26 protein-coding genes and 1 pseudogene are annotated in these 25,684 nt (G+C 62.8%); 21 read left to right on the forward strand and 6 right to left on the reverse strand.

What is annotated here, in order from left to right:
• The first annotated feature begins 60 nt into the window (after nt 1-60).
• Complete coding sequence (locus tag G5V57_RS19620; protein WP_206530078.1) at nt 61-984, forward strand: carbohydrate ABC transporter permease; 924 nt, start codon at nt 61-63, stop codon at nt 982-984.
• A gap of 12 nt (nt 985-996) precedes the next feature.
• A complete protein-coding gene (locus G5V57_RS19625; protein ID WP_165169248.1) occupies nt 997-2,106 on the forward strand; it encodes an ABC transporter ATP-binding protein in 1,110 nt (369 codons plus the stop codon).
• 25 nt (nt 2,107-2,131) lie between these two features.
• On the opposite strand, the gene G5V57_RS19630 is transcribed toward G5V57_RS19625, so the two are convergent.
• Entirely contained in the window at nt 2,132-2,293 is a 162-nt protein-coding gene (locus tag G5V57_RS19630; protein WP_165169249.1) for a hypothetical protein, read from the reverse strand.
• Between the two features lie 394 nt (nt 2,294-2,687).
• Here G5V57_RS19630 and G5V57_RS19635 point away from each other — a divergent pair, with 394 nt between their 5' ends.
• The 19 genes and pseudogenes from G5V57_RS19635 (at nt 2,688) to G5V57_RS19725 (ending at nt 21,114) form a co-directional block, all read left to right on the forward strand.
• The gene (locus G5V57_RS19635) at nt 2,688-3,344 is read left to right on the forward strand and encodes a sugar transferase (RefSeq protein ID WP_246737291.1); all 657 of its coding nucleotides are present in this window, start codon (nt 2,688-2,690) and stop codon (nt 3,342-3,344) included.
• 89 nt (nt 3,345-3,433) lie between these two features.
• Nucleotides 3,434-4,778: pseudogene (locus G5V57_RS19640) on the forward strand (UDP-glucose/GDP-mannose dehydrogenase family protein).
• A gap of 19 nt (nt 4,779-4,797) precedes the next feature.
• Nucleotides 4,798-6,030 (forward strand): glycosyltransferase family 4 protein, encoded by a 1,233-nt coding sequence (locus G5V57_RS19645; RefSeq protein WP_165169250.1) that lies wholly within the window; start codon nt 4,798-4,800, stop codon nt 6,028-6,030.
• Nucleotides 6,027-6,773 (forward strand): polysaccharide deacetylase family protein, encoded by a 747-nt coding sequence (locus G5V57_RS19650; protein ID WP_165169251.1) that lies wholly within the window; start codon nt 6,027-6,029, stop codon nt 6,771-6,773. The genes G5V57_RS19645 and G5V57_RS19650 overlap by 4 nt, the downstream gene beginning before the upstream one ends.
• A gap of 5 nt (nt 6,774-6,778) precedes the next feature.
• A complete protein-coding gene (locus G5V57_RS19655) occupies nt 6,779-7,858 on the forward strand; it encodes a polysaccharide pyruvyl transferase family protein (RefSeq protein WP_165169252.1) in 1,080 nt (359 codons plus the stop codon).
• Entirely contained in the window at nt 7,848-8,723 is an 876-nt protein-coding gene (locus G5V57_RS19660) for a glycosyltransferase family 2 protein (protein ID WP_165169253.1), read from the forward strand. Before G5V57_RS19655 ends, G5V57_RS19660 begins: the two co-directional genes overlap by 11 nt.
• Nucleotides 8,723-9,226, forward strand: coding sequence for a DapH/DapD/GlmU-related protein (locus tag G5V57_RS19665; RefSeq protein ID WP_165169254.1), 504 nt, complete (start codon nt 8,723-8,725; stop codon nt 9,224-9,226). Before G5V57_RS19660 ends, G5V57_RS19665 begins: the two co-directional genes overlap by 1 nt.
• Nucleotides 9,223-9,873, forward strand: coding sequence for an SGNH/GDSL hydrolase family protein (locus tag G5V57_RS19670; protein ID WP_165169255.1), 651 nt, complete (start codon nt 9,223-9,225; stop codon nt 9,871-9,873). The genes G5V57_RS19665 and G5V57_RS19670 overlap by 4 nt, the downstream gene beginning before the upstream one ends.
• 5 nt (nt 9,874-9,878) lie before the next feature.
• Nucleotides 9,879-10,751 (forward strand): glycosyltransferase family A protein, encoded by an 873-nt coding sequence (locus G5V57_RS19675; protein ID WP_165169256.1) that lies wholly within the window; start codon nt 9,879-9,881, stop codon nt 10,749-10,751.
• A 38-nt stretch (nt 10,752-10,789) separates the two neighbouring features.
• Nucleotides 10,790-12,031 (forward strand): O-antigen ligase, encoded by a 1,242-nt coding sequence (locus tag G5V57_RS19680; protein ID WP_165169257.1) that lies wholly within the window; start codon nt 10,790-10,792, stop codon nt 12,029-12,031.
• Nucleotides 12,028-13,497 carry an oligosaccharide flippase family protein gene (locus G5V57_RS19685; protein WP_165169258.1) on the forward strand — a complete coding sequence of 490 codons (1,470 nt, stop codon included), beginning with the start codon at nt 12,028-12,030 and terminating at the stop codon, nt 13,495-13,497. The genes G5V57_RS19680 and G5V57_RS19685 overlap by 4 nt, the downstream gene beginning before the upstream one ends.
• On the forward strand, nt 13,494-14,339 hold the full coding sequence (locus tag G5V57_RS19690) for a beta-1,6-N-acetylglucosaminyltransferase (protein WP_165169259.1): 846 nt from the start codon (nt 13,494-13,496) through the stop codon (nt 14,337-14,339). The genes G5V57_RS19685 and G5V57_RS19690 overlap by 4 nt, the downstream gene beginning before the upstream one ends.
• Nucleotides 14,339-15,430, forward strand: a complete 1,092-nt coding sequence (locus tag G5V57_RS19695; protein ID WP_165169260.1) for an endo-1,4-beta-xylanase — start codon at nt 14,339-14,341, stop codon at nt 15,428-15,430. Before G5V57_RS19690 ends, G5V57_RS19695 begins: the two co-directional genes overlap by 1 nt.
• Nucleotides 15,431-15,439: 9 nt before the next feature.
• On the forward strand, nt 15,440-17,704 hold the full coding sequence (locus G5V57_RS19700) for a polysaccharide biosynthesis tyrosine autokinase (protein WP_165169261.1): 2,265 nt from the start codon (nt 15,440-15,442) through the stop codon (nt 17,702-17,704).
• A 67-nt stretch (nt 17,705-17,771) separates the two neighbouring features.
• Nucleotides 17,772-18,530: a precorrin-6A synthase (deacetylating) gene (gene cobF, locus G5V57_RS19705; protein WP_165169262.1), complete on the forward strand. Its 759-nt coding sequence runs from the start codon at nt 17,772-17,774 to the stop codon at nt 18,528-18,530.
• A 168-nt stretch (nt 18,531-18,698) separates the two neighbouring features.
• Nucleotides 18,699-19,088, forward strand: coding sequence for a Tat pathway signal sequence domain protein (locus G5V57_RS19710; protein WP_165169263.1), 390 nt, complete (start codon nt 18,699-18,701; stop codon nt 19,086-19,088).
• Nucleotides 19,089-19,097: 9 nt separating this feature from the next.
• Complete coding sequence (locus G5V57_RS19715) at nt 19,098-19,748, forward strand: MotA/TolQ/ExbB proton channel family protein (RefSeq protein ID WP_165169264.1); 651 nt, start codon at nt 19,098-19,100, stop codon at nt 19,746-19,748.
• On the forward strand, nt 19,745-20,206 hold the full coding sequence (locus tag G5V57_RS19720) for a biopolymer transporter ExbD (RefSeq protein ID WP_165169265.1): 462 nt from the start codon (nt 19,745-19,747) through the stop codon (nt 20,204-20,206). Before G5V57_RS19715 ends, G5V57_RS19720 begins: the two co-directional genes overlap by 4 nt.
• Nucleotides 20,203-21,114 (forward strand): TonB family protein, encoded by a 912-nt coding sequence (locus G5V57_RS19725; protein WP_165169266.1) that lies wholly within the window; start codon nt 20,203-20,205, stop codon nt 21,112-21,114. The genes G5V57_RS19720 and G5V57_RS19725 overlap by 4 nt, the downstream gene beginning before the upstream one ends.
• Before the next feature lie 4 nt (nt 21,115-21,118).
• On the opposite strand, the gene G5V57_RS19730 is transcribed toward G5V57_RS19725, so the two are convergent.
• The 5 genes from G5V57_RS19730 to G5V57_RS19750 are packed head-to-tail and all read right to left on the reverse strand — an operon-like array spanning nt 21,119 to nt 25,376.
• Nucleotides 21,119-21,895, reverse strand: coding sequence for an SDR family NAD(P)-dependent oxidoreductase (locus tag G5V57_RS19730; RefSeq protein ID WP_165169267.1), 777 nt, complete (start codon nt 21,893-21,895; stop codon nt 21,119-21,121).
• A 13-nt stretch (nt 21,896-21,908) separates the two neighbouring features.
• Nucleotides 21,909-22,679: an L-iditol 2-dehydrogenase gene (locus G5V57_RS19735; RefSeq protein ID WP_165169268.1), complete on the reverse strand. Its 771-nt coding sequence runs from the start codon at nt 22,677-22,679 to the stop codon at nt 21,909-21,911.
• On the reverse strand, nt 22,669-23,679 hold the full coding sequence (locus G5V57_RS19740) for an ABC transporter ATP-binding protein (RefSeq protein ID WP_165169269.1): 1,011 nt from the start codon (nt 23,677-23,679) through the stop codon (nt 22,669-22,671). Before G5V57_RS19740 ends, G5V57_RS19735 begins: the two co-directional genes overlap by 11 nt.
• The gene (locus tag G5V57_RS19745) at nt 23,679-24,509 is read right to left on the reverse strand and encodes a carbohydrate ABC transporter permease (RefSeq protein ID WP_165169270.1); all 831 of its coding nucleotides are present in this window, start codon (nt 24,507-24,509) and stop codon (nt 23,679-23,681) included. Before G5V57_RS19745 ends, G5V57_RS19740 begins: the two co-directional genes overlap by 1 nt.
• A gap of 3 nt (nt 24,510-24,512) precedes the next feature.
• Complete coding sequence (locus G5V57_RS19750; protein WP_165169271.1) at nt 24,513-25,376, reverse strand: carbohydrate ABC transporter permease; 864 nt, start codon at nt 25,374-25,376, stop codon at nt 24,513-24,515.
• Nucleotides 25,377-25,684: the final 308 nt, after the last annotated feature.

The raw sequence follows: 25,684 nt of genomic DNA on the forward strand, positions 1-25,684 counted from the left end.
TGCTCACCGCGCGGGCGGAGGGGAGCCTTCCCCCGATCCTCGAGGACTTTCTTCATTTCCATGACCCTGGCCGCGGACGACAGACGATTGAACGACATGCGCGCGGCACAGACGGCGGTTGAGCGGCGCGACCGCATGTTCGGCTGGCTCATCGCGTCGCCGAGCCTCGGTCTGCTGCTCCTGGTCATACTCTTCCCGGTCTTATGGGCGCTATATACCAGCGTGCACGACTACACGCTGATCGCGCCAAATTTCGACACCTTCAACGGCCTGGACAACTATGTGAAGGCGCTTGGCGATCCCGAATTCCGCCATACGCTTTGGTTGACGGCTTTTTTCGTCGCCGCCGTCGTGCTGCTGGAATTCGCGCTCGGCTTCCTCATCGCCTTGATGCTGAACACGGTCGAGCGCTTTAAATCCGTCTATTACGCTATTCTCCTCTGTCCGCTCCTGATGAACCCGGTGATCGTCGGCCTCATCTGGCGCATGTTCCTGCATCCCACCTTGGGCATCGTGAACTATCTCTTGAGCCTCGTCGGCATTGATCCGGTGAACTGGCTCGGTAGCACCAAGGTCGCGCTGTGGACGATCATCATGGTGGACATCTGGCACCAGGTCTCCTTCATGATCGTGCTGCTGCTGGCCGGCCTGTCCGCCTTGCCGCGCGAGCCCTATGAGGCGGCGCGGGTCGATGGCGCCTCGGCGCTGCGCTCATTCTGGCACATCACCTTGCCGCTGATGCTGCCGGTCATCGCCGTGACCCTGCTGATCCGGCTCATCTTCGCGGTCAAGACCTATGACCTCGTCTATATCATGACGCGCGGCGGTCCAGGTGTGGCGACCGATCTCGTCAGCTACTTCATCTATCGCACCGCTTTCGTCGGCCTCAATATCGGCGAGGCCTCGGCCATGTCCGCGATACTGCTCGCCGTGATCCTGGCGCTGACTGCCTGGCTCCACCGCTATATGCGCTCCTTGACCTGAAGATAAAGATTTATGGCATCGATTTCGCTCACAAACGTCCACAAGTTCTATCCCAACGGCTATGCCGCGGTCCGCGACGTCTCGCTCGACATCAGGGACGGCGAGTTCATGATCCTGCTCGGACCGTCGGGCTGCGGCAAGTCGACGACCCTGCGCATGATCGCGGGGCTCGAGACGATTTCGGCGGGTGATCTCCATATCGGCGGCGCGCGCATGAACGATATCGATCCGGCCGACCGCGACATTGCCATCGTCTTCCAGAACTATGCGCTCTATCCGCATATGACGGTGATCGACAATCTCTCCTTCGGCTTGCGGCTGCGCGGCGTCGAGCGCGCCGTCATCGACCGGCGCGTCGCCAATATCGCCGATATGCTGGGCATCGCCGAGCTCCTGGCGCGCAAGCCCGCGCAATTGTCGGGAGGCCAGCGCCAGCGTGTGGCGCTCGGCCGCGCTTTGGTGCGCGAGCCCAAGGCCTTCCTGCTCGACGAGCCGCTTTCCAACCTCGACGCCAAGCTGCGCAGCGCCATGCGCACGGAGCTCATCAAGCTGCACCGCGCGCTGGGCACAACGATCGTCCATGTGACTCATGACCAGGTCGAGGCCATGACCATGGGCGAGCGCATCTGCATCATGAAGGACGGCGTCATCGTGCAGGTCGGCGCGCCCATGGAGGTCTATCGCAATCCGGTCAATACCTTCGTCGCCGGCTTCCTGGCGAGCCCGCCGATGAATCTCTTGCGCGGAAGGCTCGCATCGGCCGATCTGTCGCTTGGTAATGCTGTGCTAACTCTGCCGCCCCCGCTCGTCCAGGCCTTTGCCGGTCATTCGGGACGAGAGGTCATCGTCGGATTGCGGCCCGAGGATCTGCATCTGAAGGCCGATGCGGCGCCGCTGACGAGACCGATCGAGGTTAACGCCGTCGCAACGGAAGTGCTGGGCCCCGAGGTCATTCTCGTGGCCAGTGTCAGCGGAGCACCGGGGATAGAGATCCATATTCGCTGCCCGCGCGACTTCCGCGCCGCCCCGGGCGAAGCTGTGACCTTCCATTATGATGTGTCTCAGCTTCAGCTCTTTGACCCAGAGACAACATACGCGCTCAAGCGTCCCGTCCAGATTTGAAACGGATCTGTTGCAGGCTGGCTCCTCAGAACGCAAGCCACAGATAATAGAGCGCGGCCCAGATCGCGAGACCAACGATCACCGCGATCAGATAAGTCGTTAGCATCGAGCGCGGCTTGCCGCGGCTCTTCTCCTCGGAGATGAGCTGCTCTGCCATGCGCCGTGCTTTCTCGCGTTTATCCTTCATCGGTTTGTCATCGGTTGGTGATGCGCGCGTGGTCGCATCGTCTTTCTGTTCCGTATCCTGTCGCATGTGATGTCGCCGTCGTTAAGTCGCCTAAAGATGAATCCGGTCTCGCAATGATACAAAGAGTTTATAGTTACTCAGTGTTCGAACTGACACCCCGTCAACATTTTACGCCAAAAAAGCTCTACTGCGAGCTAATTGTTGCCACCTTCTTGAGCGACAAGTCCAACCCTTGGGCAGCGCTGAACTTTTTCTGCTGCTTATGTGTCTTCGCGCTTGCAAAATCAGTCAAGCTCGGCATTAATCCTCGTGGGCGGCAACCCAATGAAAGCGAATGGAGGACTCCATGGACTTTCGTGTGAGGCCAAATTCAGCCGCTCGCGGCGGAATGTTTGTGAACGCCGAGTCGGCGTCCGCATCCTCAGGCTTCGACACTACACTGCTGAGCAAGTCGAATGTGATCAACGGATCTGTCGTCAAGCGATGGATCGATGTGCTGATCGCTTCGCTCGCGATTATAGTTCTGCTGCCTGTCGGACTCCTCGTCGCGCTCGCGATCAAGATCGAGTCGCCGGGACCGATTCTCTTCTGGCAGCAGCGATACGGAAGGAATCGCTCTTCCTTCTATATCTGCAAGTTTCGCAGCATGACGGTCGCCGAATCGAAAGGCGACTTCACGCAGGCGAGCCGCAATGACACGCGCGTCACGCGCGTAGGAAAATTCCTGCGCAGCACCAGTCTCGACGAACTGCCGCAGCTCTACAATGTGCTGCGCGGCGAGATGTCCCTGGTGGGGCCGCGCCCGCATGCGATCGCGATGGACGACGCATTCGCCGAGGTGATCAGCAACTTCAACGATCGCCATCTGGTGCGCCCCGGTTTGACCGGCCTGGCGCAGGTATCAGGCTTTCGCGGGCCTACCGAGGCCCTGGAACACATCCAATATAGAGTGCATCACGACCGTCTCTACATCAGCAAGTGGTCGGTTCTTCTCGACATGAAGATCCTGGTCCGCACCTTCTTTGCTCTGACCGGACCCAACGCCGTTTAGACCCAAATCTCCCGTCACGGCGAGGCGGATAAATCGAAAACCGAAACTGAACTGTCGGTGAAAGTCGACAAGACGCGAAAGGATTCCGGATGAATATCGCTATGATCGGATCGAGCTATGTTGGGCTCGTTTCCGGTGCCTGTCTTGCCGACTTCGGTCACAAGGTCGTCTGCGTCGATAAGGACGCGGCAAAGATCGACGCCCTGCGCCAGGGTCGCATACCGATCTACGAGCCGGGTCTCGATCAGGTCGTCGCCGACAATGTCAAAGCGGGGCGCTTGTCCTTCACGCGCGACCTGAAGGAAGGCGTTGCCGAAGCGGACGTCGTCTTCCTCGCCGTCGGCACACCGTCACGGCGCGGTGACGGACACGCCGATCTGAGCTTCGTCGAGGCCGCGGCGCGCGAATTGGCGAGCACGATCCGGCCGGGATCGGTCATCGTCATCAAATCGACGGTGCCGGTCGGAACGTCGGACAAGGTCGAGCATATTCTGCGGAGCGTCAATCCGGGGCTCGATGTCTCCGTCGCCTCCAACCCTGAATTTCTGCGCGAGGGCTCGGCGATTGCGGACTTCAAGCGTCCGGACCGCATCATCGTCGGCGTCAATGACGAACGTGGACGCATGGCACTCGACGAGGTCTATCGTCCGCTCTATCTCAACCGCTCACCCTTGTTGTTCACCTCGCGCCGGACCGCCGAGCTCACCAAGTATGCCGCCAATGCCTTCCTGGCGATGAAGGTGACTTTCATCAACGAGATCGCCGATCTGTGCGAAAGGGCCGGCGCCGACGTGCAGGATGTGGCGCGCGGCATTGGACTCGATAACCGCATCGGGGCGAAATTCCTTCATGCCGGCCCAGGTTACGGCGGTTCTTGCTTTCCCAAGGACACGTCCGCGCTCATCCGTATCGCCCAGGATTTCGAATCGCCCGTGCGCCTGATCGAAACCACGGTGGCGATCAACGACACGCGCCGCCGCGCCATGGCCCGCAAGATCGCCTTCGCCGTGGGCGGCGATCTGAAAGGTAGGACTGTTGCGCTGCTCGGCGTCACCTTCAAGCCCAATACCGACGACATCAGGGAAGCACCCTCTTTGGCGATCGTCCAGGCGCTGCAGGATGGGGGGGGCGGCGATACGTCTCTATGACCCCGTCGGCATGGAGGCGGCGCGCGGCGAGATCGACGGTGTCGAGTTTGGCGCGAGCCCCTACGAAATCGCCGAAGGCGCCGATGTGCTGGTGATCGTAACCGAATGGGAGGAATTCCGTGCCCTCGACTTCAAGAGGCTGAAGCAGGTCATGAAGTCGCCCTGCCTTGTCGATTTGCGCAATGTCTACCGCCGCGAGGACATGGCCCGTCACGGCTTCCGTTATTTCAGCGTTGGCCGACCCGATCACGACATCCCGCTGCACCTCGCAGAAGCGGCGGAATAGGCCGGGGAGGAGAACGCACATGTCGCTCACACTTCCGCTGCCGGCTCGCAAGGACAGGCCACCGCATTGCGTGATCATCGTGGAGAATCTGCCGGTGCCCTTCGACCGCCGCGTCTGGCAGGAAGCTAATGCGCTCAAAGAGGCGGGATGGGAGGTTTCCGTCATCTGCCCGAGGAACGCGCAGCACCCGCAAAGCTATGAGAAAATCGACGGCATCGCTATTCACCGGCACAGCCTGCCGGTCGAAGCCCGCGGCAAGCTGGGCTTCCTGCTCGAATATGGCTGCGCCTTGTTCCACGAGACGCGACTTCTGCTCAAGATCGCGCTGACGCGCGGCTTCGACGTGGTGCAAGGGTGCAATCCGCCCGACCTCATTTTTCTCGTCGCCGCCCCTTACAAGCTATTCGGCAAGAAATATGTCTTCGATCATCACGATCTCTGCCCCGAGCTTTATGCGGCGAAATACGGACGCCATGGCTTCTTTCATCGGCTGCTGCTCCTGGCGGAGAAATGCACCTTCAAATTCGCCGACCGTGTGATCTCGGCCAACGAAACCTATCGCGACATCGCGATAGAGCGCGGAGGCAAGGCTCCTGAGCGCGTCACCACGGTCTACAGCGTTCCCGACCGCCAGAAACTGCGCCGTGTCGCGCCCGATGCGCAACTGCGCGCAGGCGCCGGGGTGATCCTCGGCTATGTCGGCATCATCGCCGATCAGGATGGCGTCGACCATCTCGTCCGCATGATGCATCACATCGTTTGTGAAGGTGGCAGGCATGGCGTGCGGGCCGTCGTTGTTGGCGACGGTCCGGCGCTTGCATCGGTGAGGGAACTCGCCACCTCGCTCGATGTGGCCGAACATGTGGTCTTCACCGGCTATCTGCGCGGCGAAGCGCTGCTCGCGGCGCTCAGCACCTTCGATATCGGCATCATTCCCGACCCGGTGAACGAGTACAATGACAAGATCAGCATGAACAAGGTGTTCGAGTATTCCGCCCTCGGCATCCCGTCGGTTTCCTACGATCTGAGCGAGACGCGCCGGCTCCTGGGCGCGGCGGGGAGTTTCGCCAAGGACGCGACGCCGCGCGGCCTCGCCGAGGCGGCCTTGCCCTTGATCGACGACAAGGAGCGCCGCCGCCACCTTGGCAGCGAAGCCGGCAAGCTCGCGGAAGCGAAGTTCAACTGGACGAGTGAAGCGGAGAAATATGTCGCCGCCTACGCGGATCTGGTTCCAGAGAGGGCCTATGCATGAGGCGGGTTAGTCTGATCGCCGTCTTGTCGGCCGTGTTTCTGGGCTCCTGGACCGCTTCGGGACAGGCCGCGCAGAACTGCCAGGGTGCCCTGCCTGAGCGCGTTCTCTCTCTGTCGGAGGCCAAGATCACCAGCTTCGGCACCTTGCAGAAGCTGCCGCCCTTGCCGCTCGAGGCCGGCGAATATGTGCTCACTTTCGATGATGGTCCGAGCTACAAGACAACGCCCAGAATCCTCGAGGAGCTCCGCGCCGCCTGCCTGCATGCAACCTTCTTCATGGTGGGCCAGCGGGCATTGCAGCAACCCTTCATAGCGCGCCTGGTCAAAGCCAGGGGCCACTCCATCGGCAATCATACCTATTCGCACCGCAAGTTGAATCAGCTGCCGCTCGCCGAGGCGACGGAAGAGATGAAGAGGGGAGCCAAAGCGATCGAATGGGCGGTCTACGGCAACCGCATGACACCCGTCCGGCTTTTCCGCTTCCCCGAGAATGCCGGAACGCCCGACCTGCTCGAAACGGCCGCCCGGCTCGACATGATCGTGGCGAGCTACGACATCAGCCCCGAGGATTGGCGCAATCACCCGCCGGCAGAGACCATGCGACGGTTGCGTCAGCGGCTCAACGCCAATGATCGCGGCGTCATCGTCATGCATGACATCCAGACCAACACTGTGCCGCTGCTGCCCATGGTGATCGACGAGCTCAAGTCGCGCAATGCCAAGATCGTTCATTTGGTGGAGTAGGCTGTTTGACCGAAAGCGCTTCGAAGATTCCCCACGCCGCCGTCATGGACGAGCTCAAGCATAAGCTCGATCTCATCCGTGACGTCATCCCGCTGAGCCGCCCGGTCGTCTTTCTCGACTATCCCATGCATGGCAATGTCGGGGATCTCCTGATCCATGCCGGCACCGATCGGTTCTTCGCGGTGAATGGCTATGAGGTGATCGGCCGCTTCAGCATCCATGAATTCTGTCTGACTCATCGCCCCGACCGGCCGATCGCTTATTTCAAGGAGTCGGTGCGGCGTCTCGATGCTCTGGTGAGGAGGGGTGTCACCATCGTATTCCAGGGAGGCGGCAATCTCGGCGACCTCTACCGCGATCACCAGATGTTCCGCGAACTGGTCATCGCCCGTTATCCCGAGACGCCGATCGTGATCCTGCCGCAATCCATCCATTTCCAGGCGCCGGAGAGCCGCGCCGCGACGGCCAGGATCTTCGCCGCCCATCGCCAGCTTTATGTTTTCGCCCGCGACCGGGAGTCTCTGGGCTATCTGCGTGAGGAGTGCGGCAATCCCGCCTCCCTCATGCCCGACATGGCGCATGCTCTGTGGGGCAGCCTGCCGCGCCAGGACGGCAGCAAGACCGGCACACTGCATTTCCGCCGGCGCGACAAGGAGGCGAAGCTCAATGCCGAGGAGCCGGTGGAGAGCTTCGATTGGGATGATGTGACCTCCGCCGTCGATCGCGGCATGATCCGTCTCCTGCGCAAGATGCAGTCGCTCGATCTCCCCACCAGGCATGTGGTGGCGAACCATGTGCTGTGGAACAGCTATCGTGACCGCCTGTTGCGCCGCTCGGTTGCCCGCGTCGGGCAATATTGCCGTCTCGTCACCGACAGGCTGCACGGCATGATCCTCGGCGCGCTGCTCGATATGCCCGTCATCTGTGAGGACAACAGCTACGGCAAGCTCGGCCGCTATTATTCGGAATGGTTCAAGGCATCCGACCGCATCGAACATCGTGAGCAGCGTAAGACGCCGCCGGCACCGTCAGTATCGAGATCGCCGGAATCAGAAATGGGAGCTTTGAGGGAATATGGGGTCTGAAATCCTGTTCATCACGACGACGGATGCGGCCGGCGGCCGAACCGCCGATCTCCACCGACTAATGGCGTCGATCACCGCGGCAATGGGCACGCGCGGCTGGCGCATGCTGCTGCTCGTCCAGCGCTGCATGCCGGGTGCCGTCCCGCTGGGTCTCCCCGACAATGTGCAGATCGAGACCATGCCGCATCGCGTATCGCTTTCGCAGGCGCGCAATCTTCTGCTCGGCAAGGCGCGCGAGCAGGGATGGTTTGCCCGTATACCGCTTGTCGCTTTCCCCGACGATGACTGCTGGTATCCGGAGGGATCGCTCGAGCGGGTGCTCAATCTCTTCCGCATCGACCGGGCGCTCGATTTCTGGTTCTGCGGCTATGCGTCGGCGCCGGCGTCGCCGCTGCGTGCCTTGTCGATGGATATGAAGCAGCCTTCGGTCTTTATGGTTGCGGCCAAGGCCTCGTCCAACACCATCTTCCTGCGCAGCCGCGTCGCCGAGAAGATCGGCGGGTTCGACGAGGAGCTGGGGGTCGGCACGAGCAACAATGGCGGCGAGGACACGGACTATGCGCTGCGCGCCTTCTTGTCCGCGCGCAAATGCCGTTTCGTGGACCAGCCGCTGATCGGACATCGTGACCACGATCCGACACTCAGGTCGCATTATTTCCGCGGCAGCCTGATCGCCATCGCCCGTCATGCCGCGCAGCGCCCGACGAGTCTCGCGCTGCTCGGCCGCAAGCTCATGGTGGGCGGCGTGCTGGTGGCGACACGGCGCATGTCGTCGCAGGATTTTGTCAGCGCGTTGCGGGTCGCCTTCTCCTCCAAGACCGGCTGGTCCATGGCACCACGCCGCTCGAAAAGGGAGACCGCCTGATGCGCAGCCTCAATCAGCTTTTGTGGCTCCAGCGCGCGCTGGTGAAGCTCAGATGGGCCTATTTTACGAAATTCTGGGGAATGGACATCCATCCGAGCACGGTCATGTCGCTGAGTGTCAGGCTCGACAAGACCTATCCCAAGGGAGTGCATATCGGCCCCGACAGTTATCTCGCTTTCGACGTGGCGGTGCTCGCCCATGACATGTCGCGCGGCCTTTATCTCGATACCCACATAGGGGCGCGCTGCTTCATCGGGGCGCGCAGCATCATCCTGCCGGGGGTGCGCATCGGCGACGGATCGATCGTCGGCTCCGGCAGTGTCGTCACCAAGGACGTGCCACCCGCCTGCATCGTGGCCGGCAATCCGGCGCGCATCATCCGCCAGGGTATCGAGACAGGCAGGTTCGGGCGCTTGCGTAGCGCCGATCGCGCCGGGACGCATGTCGTCCGCCCCGAGCGCGAGCTCGATCTCGCGGCGCGCGAGGCGGAGGGGCTGTCATGAAGCATATCGCCACGATCCTGCTGGTGGTTCTGATGACCGTGCCCGCGACGGCGCGGCAGGGAGAAGCCATGAAGATCGTGACATTCGGCACCAGCCTCACGGCGCGGGGTGGCTGGCAGGAGCCGCTGCGCCGCAGCTTGAGCGCCTGCCGGGACGGCGAGGTGACCATCGTCAATCTGGCGAAGAGCGGCATGGCATCCGATTGGGGCCTGACTCAAGTGGACAAGATCCTGGCCGAGCGTCCCGATGTCGTGCTGGTCGAATTCGCCGTCAATGATGCGGCGCTCAACCGGTTTGTCTCGCTGAGCGAGAGCGGCGCCAATATGGAGGCCATCGTGACGCGCCTGAAAGCGGGCGAGAGCCGACCCGCCGTCTATGTGATGGCGATGTCGCCGGTTTCCGGCCTGCGCGGCATGACCCGCCCCTTCCTTGCTGACTATGAAGAGCTGCATGCCGAGATCGCGCGCCGGGTGGATTTCGGATTCATCGATCACCGTCCGGCCTGGGCAGCGCTTTCCACTGACGAGATCGCGACCGCGATCGCGGACGGCGTCCATCCCGATCCCGAGACGGCGGGCCGCGTGATGCTGCCGGGGCTGATGCGCGCCTTGGCCGGATCAGATTGCCAGGCCGCGAGAACGGAGTGATGGACATGAGCATTGCCGCCGTCATTCCCGTCAAAAACCGGCCCGCGCTGATCGTCCAGGCGATCGGGAGCTGCCTGGCGCAAAGCCGTGCGCCGGACGAGATCATCGTCGTGGACGACGGCTCGGACGATGCGACGCCCGAGATCGTGGCCGATTTGGCGCGGAAGGAAAGCCGCATCAAGCTCGTCCGTCGTTCATCGAGCGGTGGCGCCGCCGCGGCCCGCAACGAGGGCGCCGCCCATGCCTCCGCAAGCTGGCTTGCTTTCCTCGATTCGGACGACCGCTGGCATACCGATAAGCTCGAAAGCCAGCTGGCTTTGGCGCGGCAGATTCCGCAGGCGCCGGCGATATTCTGCGGCATCCGCTATGCCTACGAGATGCGCAAGGCTCGCATCGGCATTCCCAAGCCCATCGTCAGCCATGCCGATCTCGCCGTCTCCAACGTCCTCGCCTCGACCTCGGCTGCCTTCGTACGCCGGAGCAGGTTCGAGGAGGTCCAGGGCTTCGATGCGGGACTTCCCAATTGCGAGGATTGGGATTTGTGGTTGAAGCTGGCGAAGCTCGGCCCGCTGCCCGTCGTCCAGGCGCCGCTCGTCGAATATACATTCGAGGCGACCAACAAGCTGTCGCGTGATGTGGTGAGGCTTTTGCGCGGGCATGAGCTGGTCTTCGCCCGGATCGCGGCGGAATGCGGCTCGGGACGTCTGTCGGCGCTGCATGATCTCAAGCGCGCCGAGCTTCACATCAGAGTGACCGGCGAAGCGATGAAAGCCATGTGGCTGATCAAATCGGCGCTGCTGCGCCAGCCCTCCGGCGAGGTCATGCGCCGCGCCCTTCACCTCATGGGCCTGATGACCGTGCATGGAGCGCGCCTTTGAGGAGGGCGCCTCGACAGCCATGGTGGTCCAATTTCGGCATGCTCGACCTGCTGCTGATTGCTTATGTCTTCGTGACGCAGCTCAGCATCCGCCGCCTGACCGGCAGCGAGAAGCTCGCGACCGATCCGGCGAAGCTCGATCTGTCGAACATCACCAAGATCGGTCTGTGGGTCTTCGGGCTTCTCTTCGCCGCCTGGCTGCTGCGCCGGCATGCCGGCTGGCTGCTGCGCCCGCCCATGCGCTATGTGCTTATCTTCTTCGCGTGGATTTTCGTTACCGCGCTTTATTCGCCCGAACCCTTCAAGTCGCTGATCATGGCCGCGAGCCTGCTCTCGGTCTTCTTCGTCTTTTTCGCTTATGCCGAAGCGCGTGGGCTGCCCGTGCTGTTCGACCGGCTGATCCAGATTCAGACCGTCTTCCTGGCACTGTCGATCCTCCTGTTCTTCGCCGTGCCATCGGTGTCCCGCATGCTGGCCTGGGACGGCTCCGTCGGCAGCCGCATGACCGGGCTTGGCGGCCATCCCAATCAGACCGGCGTGCTGGCGAGCTTCATCCTCGTGGCGCTCTATGCGCGCTGCGACAGCGGCAATTTCTCGCGCCTGTTCAAGGTGTTCGCCGTGCTCGTGGCGCTCGCCGCGCTGGTGCTCACCCAAAGCCGCACATCTCTGATCGCGGCGGGGGTCGGCTGCGCCACCTTCTTCCTGCTCAAAAACCGCTGGAACGCGGCGCTCATCCCCATTCTTCTCTGCCTGCTGGCCGCAGCGGCGCTCGTCATCAGCCTCGACAGCCAGATCCTCGCAATGTTCGCCCGCTCAGGCGATGCCGATGAGTTGCTCACCGGCACCGGCCGCAGCTTCATCTGGGAACTGTCCTGGAGCCTCATCCAGCGGGCGCCGGTGTTCGGCTATGGCTTCAACTCGACCTACAGCATCTTCATGGAAGAAGCCTATCTGCTGGCGGGCGACGTTGGCATCTACATTTTCCCGCATTCGCACAATCTCTTCCTGCAGCTCCTGCTCTATGGCGGGGTGATCGCGCTGGCGCTCTTCACGCTGCTGATCGCTTCGATCCTGCGCATCGCCGTCGTCGCGCGCGACCCGCGCATCGCGGCCTTTCTCGCCTTCTATCTTTCCTTCTCGATGACCGAATCCGCCGGCTTCTTCCAATATGCCGACAACATGATCCCCATATTGGCGCTCGCCGTGGCGGCAGCGCAATTCGCCGTCGTGCCCGTACGCCAAGCTTTCCGCATCAACCATCCGGCGGAGGCCTTGCCATGAAACGATCGCTCAAATCGGGCTCGGTGCTGGCGATCGCCAATCTTGCGGAGATGGCCTTCCCCTTCATCCGCAATATCCTGCTGGCGCGGTTGCTCTCGCCGCATGATTTCGGCGTGGCGATCTCTCTCGCCATGATCAGTGCCCTGGTCGAGATCGGCTTCGATTTCGGCGTCCCGGTCTCGGCGGTGCGCTATACCGCAACCGATGATCCGAGGCGCGCATTGGCGACGTTGCATACGCTGCAATTGTCGCGCGCCGCGCTGGTGGGCGTCCTGGTCATGGTCATGGCGCCGCTTCTCGCGACCATTTTCAGCTCGCCCGAGGCGACCTATGCCTATGTCGCGGTCGGTGCCTGCGCCATCCTGCGCGGCTTCGGCAATCTCGGCGTCAAGCAGGCGATGCGCGACTACCAGTATTGGCGCAATGCCGTCACCATCATCATGACCCAGCTCGCCTGGACCGTGGCCGTCATCATCGCGGCCCTGGTTTCGCCGGACTATACCGTGATGGCCTGGGGCCTCGCCGCGAGTGTCATGGCCTCCGGCGTTACCTCGCATCTGCTGTCACGCTTTCCCTGGCGGCTTGGCTGGGACAAGGCCATTGCGGATGAGGCGACAGCCTTCGGCAAGCCGCTGGTGCCGACCGGAATCGTCAATGCCGGCCTGTCGCTCGGCGATCGCGTCTTCATCGGCTGGGCGCTCGGCACCCAGGCGCTCGCCTTCTACAGCGTCATCTTCGGGACCGCGACCTTGCCGCGTGGCGCCATTCTGCGCTTTCTCACCAATCTCTTCGTGTCGGCTTTCGTCAACCGGCCGCCGGACCATCCCTCGGTCAGGAAGAACTGCGCGCGCTGGACGCTGGTTCTCTCCTGCGTCGCCTTCCTGTATGCCATGGGCTTCATCTTCGCCGGCACGCCGCTGCTGCCCTTGTTGTTCGGTAAGGCCTATGCCGCCTCGTCCTACCTGATGTCGCTGATCGGGCTCAACCTGTTCGTGAAGTTCCTCTATCAGCTGCCAAGCCCGGTGGCGCTGGCCCAGGGGCGCAGCAAGCTGATGCTCACCTGCACCGTCTTTTCGATCCTGGCCCTGGGGGTCGGCGCCGCCGCGGCGCTCATCGAGCCATCGATCGAAGTCTTCGTTCTCGCCCTCACCATGGCGGAGGTGCTGGCAGTCCTGCGTATCGCCATGATCTCAGTGAGGACACTCGGCTACTCGGCGGGCCAGGTGACCATGGCGCTGCTCGGACCCATGGCCGCCATCTGCGTCGCGATCGCCGTCAGCCTCGCTTTCCCGGCGCTGCCGCTTATCGACTGGCTGCTTCTCGGCGGCGCCCTCGCTGCCGCTGGCCTGATCTTCTACGCGCTCATGGCGCATGTCTTCATCGAGCCGCTGAAGCCAGCTCTGGTGAAGCAAACCCTCTCTGGCTTTCTTAATCGGCGTGCTGTTGCCGCCAGCGAGGAACAATGACCATGCGCATCGCCTATCTCGTCCTCGCCCATCGCGCTCCCGCTGATCTCGTCGCCTTGCTGGCGAAGCTCAAGGCTCACGGCGAGACCTATCTCCATGTCGATCGCGACGCGCAGGGCTTCGAGGGCCACTGGGAGGAGCTCGCCCGCTGCGCGACTTTACCGGCGCGGCGCCATTCGGTGAGCTGGGGCGGCTTCTCGGTCGTCGAGGCGACACTCGAGCTGATCGAGACGGCGCTCGCCAAGGGTTCGGCCGACTATCTCATGCTGCTGAGCGGCGCCTGCCTGCCGGTCGCCGATCTGACCGGACTCAACGACCGGCTGGCGGATGAGCGTGGCGAGTATATCGACATGATGCCTGAAGCCGAAGCACTGGCGCTCGACCGCAAGTCGCGGCTTGCCTTTTACCGCTTCTACAGCAAGAGCCTGCCGCGTCTGTCTCTTGGCGCCGTCAACCGCCTGTCGCGCCATTTCTGGATGCGTCCCGATTTCGAAGCGGAGTTCGGCGAACCGCATTTCGGCTCGATGTGGTGGTGCCTGTCGAGGCCTTGTCTCGACTGGGCGATGCGCTTCCGCGCCACCCGTCCACAATACGACAAGCGCTTCCGGCACAGCGAGACGCCGGATGAATCCTATTTCCAGACTTTGGTGTCGCTCTCGCCCTTCGCTCACAAAGTGCGTGAATCACTCACTTACGTCGACTGGGACAAGGGGGGCAGCCATCCCAGGATCCTGTCGCGCCAGGATCTGCCGCGCATCGCGGCATCGGGTCAATACTTCGCCCGGAAATTCGACTGGGACCATGATCGCGATCTGGTCCGTTCTCTGCTGGATGCTCATTGATGAATCGACGCCAACTCCTCGCCGCCCTGCCGGGCGCCGCCATGACCGCCCTGCCATTGGTGGCTGAAGCCCAGACCGTGGAGCGCACCCTGAAGGGCCTCGCCTCCGCTAAGGGACTGCTCTATGGCGCCGCCGTCGCGAACTGGCAGAGCGATCGTGATGCGCTTCTGCGCCGCACCTTCTCGCGCCAATGCGCCGCCGTCGTGCCGGAATGGGAGATGAAATGGGGCATCATCGAGGGCACGCGCGGCCAGCGCAACTATAGCGCTCCCGATCGGATCGTGTCCTTCGCCTCGTCGCATCGACTGGCGGTAAGAGGTCACCCGGCGATCTGGCATCGCAATCTGCCGCGCTGGGTGGACGGAGCCCTGAAGACGGAAGGCGAGACCGTCATCGTGGAGCATATCCGCGATCTCCTGACCCACTATAAGGGAAAGATCACCAGCTGGGACATCGTCAATGAGGCGATCGAGCCCAAGGACGGCCAACCGGATTCGTTGCGCAATTCGGTCTTTCTGCGCCATCTCGGACCCGACTACATCGCGCGCTGCTTCGAGATCGCAGCGCAAGCGGATCCGGGCATTCAGGCCTTCTATAATGAATACGGCCTATATCACAACGACGCGCCCGACACGGCGCGCCGCGCCGCGGTTCTCAAGCTGCTGGCGAAGCTCAAGAGCCAGGGCGCGCCCATCTACGGACTCGGCATCCAGGGCCATCTGACCGTAGGCCGCCCGTTCAATCCTTCGACCTTCGCATCCTTCCTGCGCGAAGTGGCCGCGCTGGGGCTCAAGATCATGATCACCGAGCTCGATATCGACGATCGCCGTCTCACCCAGACGATCAGTGAGCGTGACCGGCTCGTCGCCGAGATGGCCACGCAGTTCCTGACTGTCGCCCTCGATGAGCGCGCCGTCGAGGGTCTGCTCACCTGGGGCCTGTCGGACAAATATTCCTGGCTGAATTCGACCACGAACCAGACACGCACCGACGGAACGATGAATCGCTGCCTGCCTTATGACGAGAAATTCGACCGGAAGCCCTTCTGGTTCGCATTGGCCGATGCGTTCAACCGGGCACCCCGGCGATAGGAGGAAGCCATGATCCGCGAAACCTTCCCCAATCCAGGTCCCTTGCACCGCCGCGAGTCGTCGTCCGCGCCGCCGATCGATCTCTATAAGCTGCTCGCCATCGTGCGCCGGCAATGGCGCATCGCGGCGCTGAGCGTCGGCGTCTGCCTGCTGCTCGGCATCCTCTATCTGCTGTTCGCTACGGCCAAATACACGGCCTCCACCGATATTCTCATCGATCAGGACAGCAGCCGCATCCTCTATCAGGGCTCGGCGCTCGAGCGCACCGTCGAGGACGAAGCGCGCATATTGAGCCAGGTCGAGGTCCTGGTTTCCGACAAGGTCGGGCTCGCGGTGGTCGACAAGCTCGCGCTCGACAAGGATCCGAAGTTCATGTCCGCGCCGATGGGGCCATTGCAAATGATGCGCTCCATGCTGCGCGCCGTGACGTCACTGTTCTCATCGCCGGGACCGGCCTCGGAGGAGAACCTGCAACGGCGCGCCGCCTTGCAGAATCTGCAGCGCAATCTCTCAGTCGAGCGGCTCAACCGCAGCTATGTGCTCAATGTCCGCTTCACCTGGTCGGACCCGGTGCTGGCGGCCAAGGTCGCCAAGGGCGTCGCCGAAGCCTATCTCGCCGATCAGCTCAACGCGAAATTCGAGGCCACCCGGCTCGCCGGCGGCTGGGCTCAGGAGCGCATGAAGGATCTTCAGCGGGAAGCGCTCAAATCCGATCTTGCGGTCCAGAAATTCCGCGCCGATCACGGGTTGATCGCGGCAAGCGGCAAGCTCGTGAGCGAGCAGCAATTGTCCGAGCTCAACAGCCAGCTCATCCTGGCGCGCACCGAGACGGCGGCAGCAGAGGCCAAATACCAGCGCCTGCAGTCGATCATCGACGGCGGCCAGCCGGATGCCATTGTCGCCGGCACGCTCGACAGCGCCATCGTCAACGACCTTCGCGCCAAATATCTCGAAGCCTCGCGGCTTGCCGCGGAGATCGCCGAAAAGACCGGTCCTGACCATGTCCAGGTCAAGCGCCTGCGCAATTCGATGGATGAGTACCGCAAGCTGATCTTCGACGAGCTCGGCCGTATCGCCAAGAGCTACAGCAGCGAGTATCAGGTGGCGAAGTCGCGCGAGGATGCCTTGCGCAGCATCGTGACCGACGCGACCGGTATCAGCGCCGACGCCAATGAGACGCTGGTGCAGCTGCGCGAGCTCGAGCGCGAGGCGGAGGCCTACAGGGACCTCTATCAGAAGTTCCTGCAGCGCTATCAGGAGTCGGTACAGCAGGAATCCTTCCCGGTCACCGAGGCGCGCATCATTTCCGAAGCCGCCGTGCCGCAGGAAACCAGCGGGCCCAAGAAGTCGCTGGTGCTTGCATTGTCCATCTTTCTGGGGCTGGCGCTCGGCACCGGGCTCGGCACGCTGCAGGAATATCGCGACCGCTTCTTCCGCACCGGTGAGCAGGTGGCGGAAGAGACCGGCATGCCGTTCCTCGGCCTCGTGCCTCTGGTTCCGGAAGGCAAGGCGGTCACCTCCTATGCCGTCGACCATCCTTTGTCGCATTTCGCCGAGACTTTGCGCAGTGCCAAGATCTCCGCCGACCTCTCGCTCGGCCGCGAAAAGCCGAAGGTGATCGGCGTCACCTCGGTTTTGCCGGGCGAAGGCAAGTCGACGGTCGCCATCAATTTCGCGCGTCTCCTCGCCAGCCAGAAGGCGCGCACCCTGATCATCGACGCTGATCTGCGCAATCCCACGCTGACCCGCGCCGTGGCGCCCAATGCGGCAGCCGGCCTTGCCGAAATCGTCATCGACAAAATCCCGCTTGCGGATCTGCTGTTGTTCGAGGAGCGCACCCGTCTCGCCATGCTGCCGGCGGTGCTGCGCCGCGACGTGCCTTTGACATCGGAACTGCTGGCGTCGCGCGAAATGGCGGAGCTGCTCGAGGAAGCCAAGGCGTCCTTCGACTATGTCATCCTCGATCTGCCGCCGCTGGCGCCGGTGGTCGATGTCCGCGCCGTGACGCCCCATGTCGACGGCTTCACCTGCGTGGTCGAATGGGGCCAGACGCCGCGCGCCGTGGTGCAGATGAAGCTCGAGGCCGATCCGGCGCTCGCTAAGAAATGCCTCGGCATCATCTTGAACAAGGCAAACATGGACAAGATGAAGCTCTATGGCACGGAGGGCATGAGCTATGGCGATCCGCGCTACTCCGCCTACTTCCGCGAGGCGGCGCCTGCCGAGGCGCCGGGGCAGGGGCTCAAGGCCGCGAAGCTCGCGGCACCCGCCTGATTAGGTTGACGCAAGGCCTCCGTTGCCTGCAAAGAGGACCGATCCCAGCCTTGCAGGGCATCAACGCATGCGGAAACTCTACATTATCGGCGTCGGCGCCGGTGATCCCGACTACATCACCGTTCAAGCCATCAAGGCGCTGAACGAGGTCGATGTCTTTTTCGTCATCGACAAGGGCGAGGAGAAGGACGATCTCGTGGCGCTGCGCAAGGAACTGTGCCGCCGCCATATCCAGAACCCGGCCTACCGCATTGTCGAGGCCCGTGATCCCGAGCGCGACCGCACCGCCGCCGCCTATGCCTCGGCGGTCGAGGACTGGTATGAGAAGCGCGCCCGGATCTTCGAGCGCATGATCGCCGAGGAACTCGACGAGGATGGCCGCGGCGGCTTCCTCGTCTGGGGCGATCCGACGCTCTATGACAGCACCATCCGCATCATCGAGCTGATCAAGGCCGGAAAGCGCGTCGCCTTCGACTATGAGGTCATACCGGGCATCAGCAGCGTTCAGGCTCTGGTCGCCCGGCACAGACTGCCGATCAACCGCATCGGCGAAGCGATCCATGTCACGACTGGCCGCAAGCTCGCCGAGGGATTGCCGCCGGGCATCGCCAATGTGGTGGTCATGCTCGACAGCCAGAATGCCTATCGCACCGTCGACCCCGAGGCCGAGATCTATTGGGGCGCCTATATTGGTACGGCGAGTGAGATCCTGATTTCCGGCAAGGTCGGCGAGGTCGCGGAAATTATCGAGGCGGCCCGAGCCAAGGCGCGTGCCAAGAAGGGTTGGATCATGGACACCTACCTTCTGAGATTCCCGCAGAAGTAGCTGGGCACTATTTTAAGTAGAGTTTCGCGATGTTTCCAGAATACTTGACTCCGTAAGTCGGATATCTATTATCCGGCCAGCCAGGCCCTCAACCCAGCGCGATGCAAGAACTGTTTCCCGTGGGCCTGCATGTATTTAGCGCGCATTCTTACACTTAGCTCAAGTCTGTTGCTGGCCGGTTTCGCGCTGGTGGCGCCGACCGGTGCGCTGGCCAAGGGCGATCTCGGACTCGAGCTCAACAAGCTCGAGACGGCGGGCGCCGCGTGCCAAGCCTATTTCCTCATCAATGAGAAAGCCGGCAAGCCGCTCCAGTCGCTGAAGGCCGATCTCATCATCTTCGGCAAGGATGGCGGCATCGCCAAGCGGCTGATCGCCGAGCTGGGCCCGGTCCGCATGAACAAGACCAGCGTCAAGATCTTCGCCATCGACGTCGCCTGCGCTGACATCGCCGGCGTGCTGCTGAATGACGTCGCGAGCTGCGCCCCCGATGCGGCACCCGAAGCCTGCCTCGACCGGCTTTCTCTGTCGTCGCGCCTCGACATCCGTTTCTACAAGTGAGTGCCTGACATGCAAGGTGGAGAAATATCTCCGGTCGAGCTCTTCCTGCAGGCGGGTCCTGTCGTCAAAGCCGTCATCGTGATGTTGATCGCCTCGTCGCTGTGGTGCTGGATCATCATCTTCGAGGCGCTGTGGACGCTCGCCCGCCTGCGCCGCGCCATCAGAAGCGAGGGCAAGGCCAAGGGGCGGATGGGCGAGGTGATCGGCCGGATCTTCGCCGCCGGGCGCGAGGAAGCCTTCGAGGCGCAGGCCTCGCCCGCCGAATCCGATCGCCGCAGCGCCATTACCGCGGCGATGAAGCGGCAAGCGCAGGAACTTATCGAAACCAGCCAGCGGGGCCTGCCCAATCTCGCGGTCATCGCCTCGGTCGCGCCCTTTGTCGGACTCTTCGGCACGGTCTGGGGCATCATGACGAGCTTCGCCGGCATTGCCGCCGCCAAGGATACGAGCCTGGCCGTCGTGGCGCCCGGCATTGCCGAGGCTCTCGCCGCCACGGCGATCGGCCTTGCCGCCGCCATCCCGGCGGCCTTCGCCTATAACCGGCTGGCGGCCGCTTTCGGTCTCACGGCGCGTTCGCTCAACCGGGTGATCGAGGACTACGGCACCAGGCTTGCCCGCGAGAACGGTCCCGTCGCTCCGCTACGGAAGAAGATCGCATGAGCTTCAATCTGTCCGCCGATCACGACAGTGATGATCTGGCCCCGCTCGCCGAGATCAATGTCACGCCGATGGTCGATGTCATGCTGGTGCTGCTCATCATTTTCATGGTGGCGGCGCCGATGCTGAGCTCCGGCATGAAGGTAGATCTGCCGCAGGCCAAATCCGCTCAGCCGTCCGATCCGCAGAATCCGATCGTGCTGACCATAGGCGCCGACAGCAAGATCACTCTGGGTCCCGACGAGATCGTGCGCGGTGAGCTCGTTGCGCGCATCAAGGCGATGATGGGTCAGGAAGACCGCATCGTCCATGTGCGCGGCGACCGCACCGCCTCCTATGGCGATATCGTCGCGGTGCTGGATGAGCTGGCGCTCAACGGCATCACCAAGCTTTCGCTCATCGCCAACAAGGACAAGGCGCCTGAGGCCATAGCCCCCGCGCCCGAGGTCGTGGTGCCATGAAGGGGGCCGGACTCACCCAGAGCGCACGGTTCGTCTGCATCACCCTGGCGCTCGGCGTCCATGCCGCCGCCGCTGCCGCTTTCATATTGGCGCCCGCGGCCGAGCCGCCGCCACCGGCGCCGGGCGTCGAGATCGAAATGCTGGCCGAAATCACCAGCGAGGCTGCCGCCGATGTTATGCCGGCGGTGGCGGCTGAGTCAGTCGTGGCCGAAGCGGCGGCGGAGACCCAGCCGGGCGAGGCCAAATCGGCGATCGGCCAGCTGGTGAATAGTGTGGCGCCTCTGAATATCGAAAAAACGGAAGTGACGCCTGAGCAGGCGGAAGAGGCCGAGAAGCCGGACCATCAGCCCGAGGCGGTGGAAACACCGGAAGCCAAGCCGACCGAGGAGCCGGTGACGGTCGCCGCGCTCGAGCCGACCGAGGTCACGGCCGTCGACGTGCCGGTCGAGCTCGAGAAGCCGGTCGTCGAGGCCCCGGAAGCGCCCGCTTTGACGCAGAAGCCAAAGCCGGCCGCGAAGAAGGTGAAGAAGGTCAAGGCGCAGCAGCGCCGCGGCGCGGTCGCTGGCGCGACACTGACGACGCAGGCCACGCGCAAAGGAGCATCGCAGGCGCAGCGCTCCGGGGGCTCACAGGCGAGTTCCAATTATAAGTCGATTGTGTACGGGCGCATCGTTGCTCGGCGTTCCGCCATGACGTCCAAGATCCGTAGCAAGCGGACCCACATCGTCTCCATCCGTTTTACGATCGCGCCGAATGGCGCGGTGCGCGCAACCTCAGTGGCGAGGTCATCGGGAGATCCTGCATTGGACTCCGATGTCAGAGCGATTGTCGCTTCGATCGACTTTCCGCCGCCGCCGTCCGGCGCCCAGACTCATTGGACCGTCCCCATAAAGCTGGAAAGCCGATAGCGATCTACCAGCAGCAATAGCCGCCATCGGCGAGAACGATCGATCCCGTCATCAGGCTCGCCGCGTCGGAAGCGAGGAAATGCACGACGGAGGCGATCTCATCGGGCTGTCCGACGCGCCCCATCGGCGTCATTTCGAGCCAGGTCTCGTACATCTCCGGATCTTCCTTGATGCCGAAGGAGGTGAGCGGCGTCTCGATATAGGTGGGGGCCACCGCATTCACGCGCACACCGCTCTTCGCCCATTCGGCGGCGAGCGAACGCGTCAGGTGATGCACCGCGGCCTTGGACGCGTTGTAGAAGGATTGCGGCTGCGGCTTGTTGACGATGAAGCCCGACATCGAGCCGATATTCACGATGGAACCCGACTTCTGCTTCAGCATCTGGCGGCCGAAGGCGCGGCAGCACCAGAACAGGCCGTCGAGATTGACGTCCATGTGGAAGCGCCAATGCTCGTCGCTCGTTTCCTCGGCCTTGACGTCGCTCCGGGCGACGCCGGCATTGTTCACCAGGATATCGACGCGGCCATGCTGCTTGATGATGTCAGCGGCTACGCGGTCGACGTCCTTCGACTTCGTGACATCGAGTGTCGCGCCATGCGCCTTGAGGCCGAGCTTCTTCAACTCGCCGACGCTGGCCTCGACCCGGTCGGCCATCATGTCGGCGACGATTAAGGTGGCGCCCGCTTCGCCAAGCGCCCGGGCGCAGGCGGCGCCAATCCCCTGGCCGGCGCCCGTCACCACCGCCACCTTGCCGTCGAGCTTCAGTTTTTCCAGATACACGGTGCTTGTCCTTTCAACTCATCCATTGTCCGCCATCCACATTGAAGGTCTGCGCCACGACATAGTCGCTTTCCGTGCAAGCGAGGAAAATGGCGCAGCCGACGTGATCCTCGGGCTTGCCCATGCGCCCATAGGGCACGCCTTCGCCGACCAGCCGCTTCTTTTCGCCCGGCGGCCGGCCTTCATATTTCGCGAACAGCGCGTCGACCTCGTCCCACATCGGCGTGTCGACCACACCGGGGGCGATGCCGTTGACATTGATCCTGTGCTTGATGAGACCAAGACCCGCCGATTGCGTGAGGCTGATGACCGCCGCCTTGGAGGCGCAATAGACGGCGACGAGTGCCTCGCCACGCCGTCCGGCCTGCGAAGCCATATTGATGATCTTGCCGCCCTTGCCGCGCCGGATCATGGCCTTGGCCGCTGCCTGGAGTGTGAACAGCAGCCCCTTCACATTCACGGCGAAGATGCGGTCATAGCTCTTCTCGGTGATCTCCTCGATCGGCGCCAGGTCGAAGATCGCGGCGTTGTTGACGAGGATATCGATGCCGCCCGCCCTGGCTTCGACGTCTTCGATCATCCGGTTGATCGATTCGACTCTCGTGACGTCGAGATGTGCGGCGAAAGCGCCGCCACCGGTATCGCGCGCGGTCGCGCGCGCCGCGTCTTCATCGATGTCGGCGATGCAGACCCTGGCGCCCTCGCGCGCAAAGCCTTCCGCGATGGCGCGCCCGATGCCGCGGGCGCCGCCGGTGACGATCGCTGTTTTGTGTTCAAGCCGCATCCCTGATCGTTCTCCCGTTCTGATCGAAACGATGGATACGGTTCATTTCAGGCGTAAGCCACACCTTGGCGCCGGGGCCCAGGCCATATTCGCCGGCGGCGCGCACCGTCATCCGGCCGCCATGCGCGCCATCGACATGCAGGAAAGTATCGGCGCCGAGATGCTCGGCAAGGGCGATCGTGCCTTCCCAGGCGCCGGATTTGTCGGACAGCGTGATGTGCTCGGGCCTGATGCCGATCGTTTGCGCTCCCAGCCGGCCGGCGATATCGCCCGAGATGAAGTTCATCTTGGGGCTTCCGATGAAGCCGGCGACGAACAGTGAATCCGGCTTGTTATAGAGTTCCAGCGGTGAGCCAACTTGCTCGATATTGCCCTTGTTGAGCACAACGATGCGGTCGGCCATGGTCATGGCTTCCACCTGGTCATGCGTCACATAGATCATGGTGGCGCCGAGCGCCTGATGGAGCTGCATGATCTCGATGCGCATCTGCACACGCAGCGCCGCGTCAAGATTGGACAGGGGCTCGTCGAACAGGAAGGCCTTGGGCTGGCGCACGATGGCGCGGCCGATGGCGACGCGCTGACGCTGGCCGCCGGAAAGCTGGCGCGGCTTGCGGTCGAGATAGTCGGTGAGATTGAGGACCTGTGCCGCCTTGGCGACCTTGGCGTCGATTTCCGACTTGGGCATACCCGCCATCTTGAGCCCGAAGGCGATGTTGTTACGCACACTCATATGCGGATAGAGCGCATAGGATTGGAAAACCATCGAGAGGCCGCGCTTGGCGGGCGCCAGCTGCGCGGCATTGCTGCCGTCGATGATGATCTCGCCGGCCGTCACATCCTCGAGCCCGGCGATCAGGCGCAGCAAGGTGGATTTGCCGCAGCCGGAAGGGCCGACAAAGACGACGAACTCGCCGTTCTCGATGGCGAGGTTGGCACCGGGGATGATGACGACGTCGCCGAAGCGCTTCTGCACGTCTTTCAGAACGATGGTGCCCATTATTTGACAGCTCCGAAGGTGAGGCCGCGGACAAGTTGCTTCTGGGCGAACCAGCCCAGCACCAGAATGGGGGCGATCGCCATGGTCGAGGCGGCCGAGAGTTTCGCCCAGAACAGACCCTCGGGGCTCGAATAGGACGCGATGAAGGCGGTCAGGGGTGCTGCCTGAGAGGTGGTGAGATTGAGCGTCCAGAAGGCCTCGTTCCAGGCCAGGATGATATTGAGAAGGAGTGTGGAGGCGATGCCCGGCACCGCCATGGGCGCCAGCACATAGACGAGTTCCTTCCACAAGGAGGCGCCATCCATACGCGCCGCCTCGAGGATCTCAGGCGGGATCTCCTTGAAGTAGGTATAGAGCATCCACACGATGATCGGCAGGTTGAGCAGGAACAGCACCGCGATGAGACCGCCGCGCGAATCGAGCAGTCCCATGTCGCGGAAGATGAGATAGACCGGGATGAGCGCGCCGACCGGCGGCATCATCTTGGTCGACAGCATCCACATCAGCAGGTCCTTGGTGCGCTTGCCCGGCGCGAAGGCCATGGCCCAGGCGGCGGGGATCGCGAAGAGGAGTGCGACGAGTGTCGAGCCGATGGACAGGATCAGCGAGTTGGTGACGAAGCGCAGATAGTTCGAGCGCTCCTGGACGATGCCGTAGTTCTCGGTCGTCCAATGGAAGAACAGGAATTTGGGCGGTGTCGAGAACGCCTCGAGCTCGGTCTTGAAGCTCGTTATGATCGTCCACAGGATCGGGAAGAAGATGAGGAAGCCGATGGCCCAGGCCAGGGCCGTGGTGATCGTGCGCCTGCGAAGCGATACCGCGCGAGCCATAGGTCAACCCTCCAGGTTCCGGCCGATCATCCTGATCAGGAAGAAGGCCACGATATTGGCAAGCACCACCGCGACGATGCCGCCCGCCGAGGCGCCGCCGACATCGAAATTGAGCAGGCCCTGAAAGTAGACGAGATAGGGCAGGTTGCCGGCCGGTCCGCCGGAGCCGGTGACATAGATTTCGGCGAACACATTGAGCAGGAAGATCGTCTCGATCAGGATGACGACCGTGATCGGGCGGGCCAGATGCGGCAGTACAATGTAGAAGAAATAGGACAAAGGCGGCGCGCCATCCATCTCGGCCGCTTCCTTCTGCTCCTCGTCGAGCGACTGGATCGCGGTGAGGAGGATGAGGGTGGCGAAGGGCAGCCATTGCCAGGCCACCATGATGATGACGGCGGTCAAGGGCGCCTGCGCGAACCAGTCGATGGGCTCGAGCCCGACCCACTTCATGAGCCAGGCGAGAAGCCCCGACACCGGATGCATGAACATGTTCTTCCAGACGAGCGCGCTCACCGTCGGCATGACGAAGAACGGCGCGATCACCATCAGCCGCACGATGTTGCGCCCGACGATCGCCTGGTCGAGGAGGAGAGCCAGGAGCGTGCCGCCGATAATGCTGATCGCCAGCACCGCGAAGACAAGCTTCAGTGAATTCCCGATCGCCGCGAAGAAGGCGGGATCGGTCAGAAAGTAGTGGTAGTTTAAGAGGCCGACGAAGCTCTCATTGCCGGGATCGAGCAGATTATAGCGCAACAGCGAGAACCAGATGGTGAGGCCCAGCGGCACGATCATCCACAGGAACAGCACGATGACGGAAGGCGCCACGGCCAGTTTCCCGAGCACTCTGGTTTGCTGCGTCGCCATGCGTTATCTCCCGGTGCGGGTCTCTTCTCCTGTTTCCCTTCTCCCGCCTGCGGGAGAAGGTGCCCGAAGGGCGGATGAGGGTGTTGGTTCACCCAAGCCACAGCCCGACTATGTTCGGGTCCTCTTCCTCAACTCATCCAAGACTACGACATTATTCGTCAAGCTCCGAGCCAGACCCTCACCCGGCCCTCGGCCACCCTCTCCCGCAGGGCGGGAGTGGGGGAAATCTGGGAGTGCGAGGTCTTATCGATGGGCAACATGCGCTATCGTGAGAGAAAATGACCGCCCGGCGGGGCCGGGCAGCCGAG

The sequence above is a fragment of the Nordella sp. HKS 07 genome, assembly GCF_011046735.1.
GTDB lineage: Bacteria > Pseudomonadota > Alphaproteobacteria > Rhizobiales > Aestuariivirgaceae > Taklimakanibacter.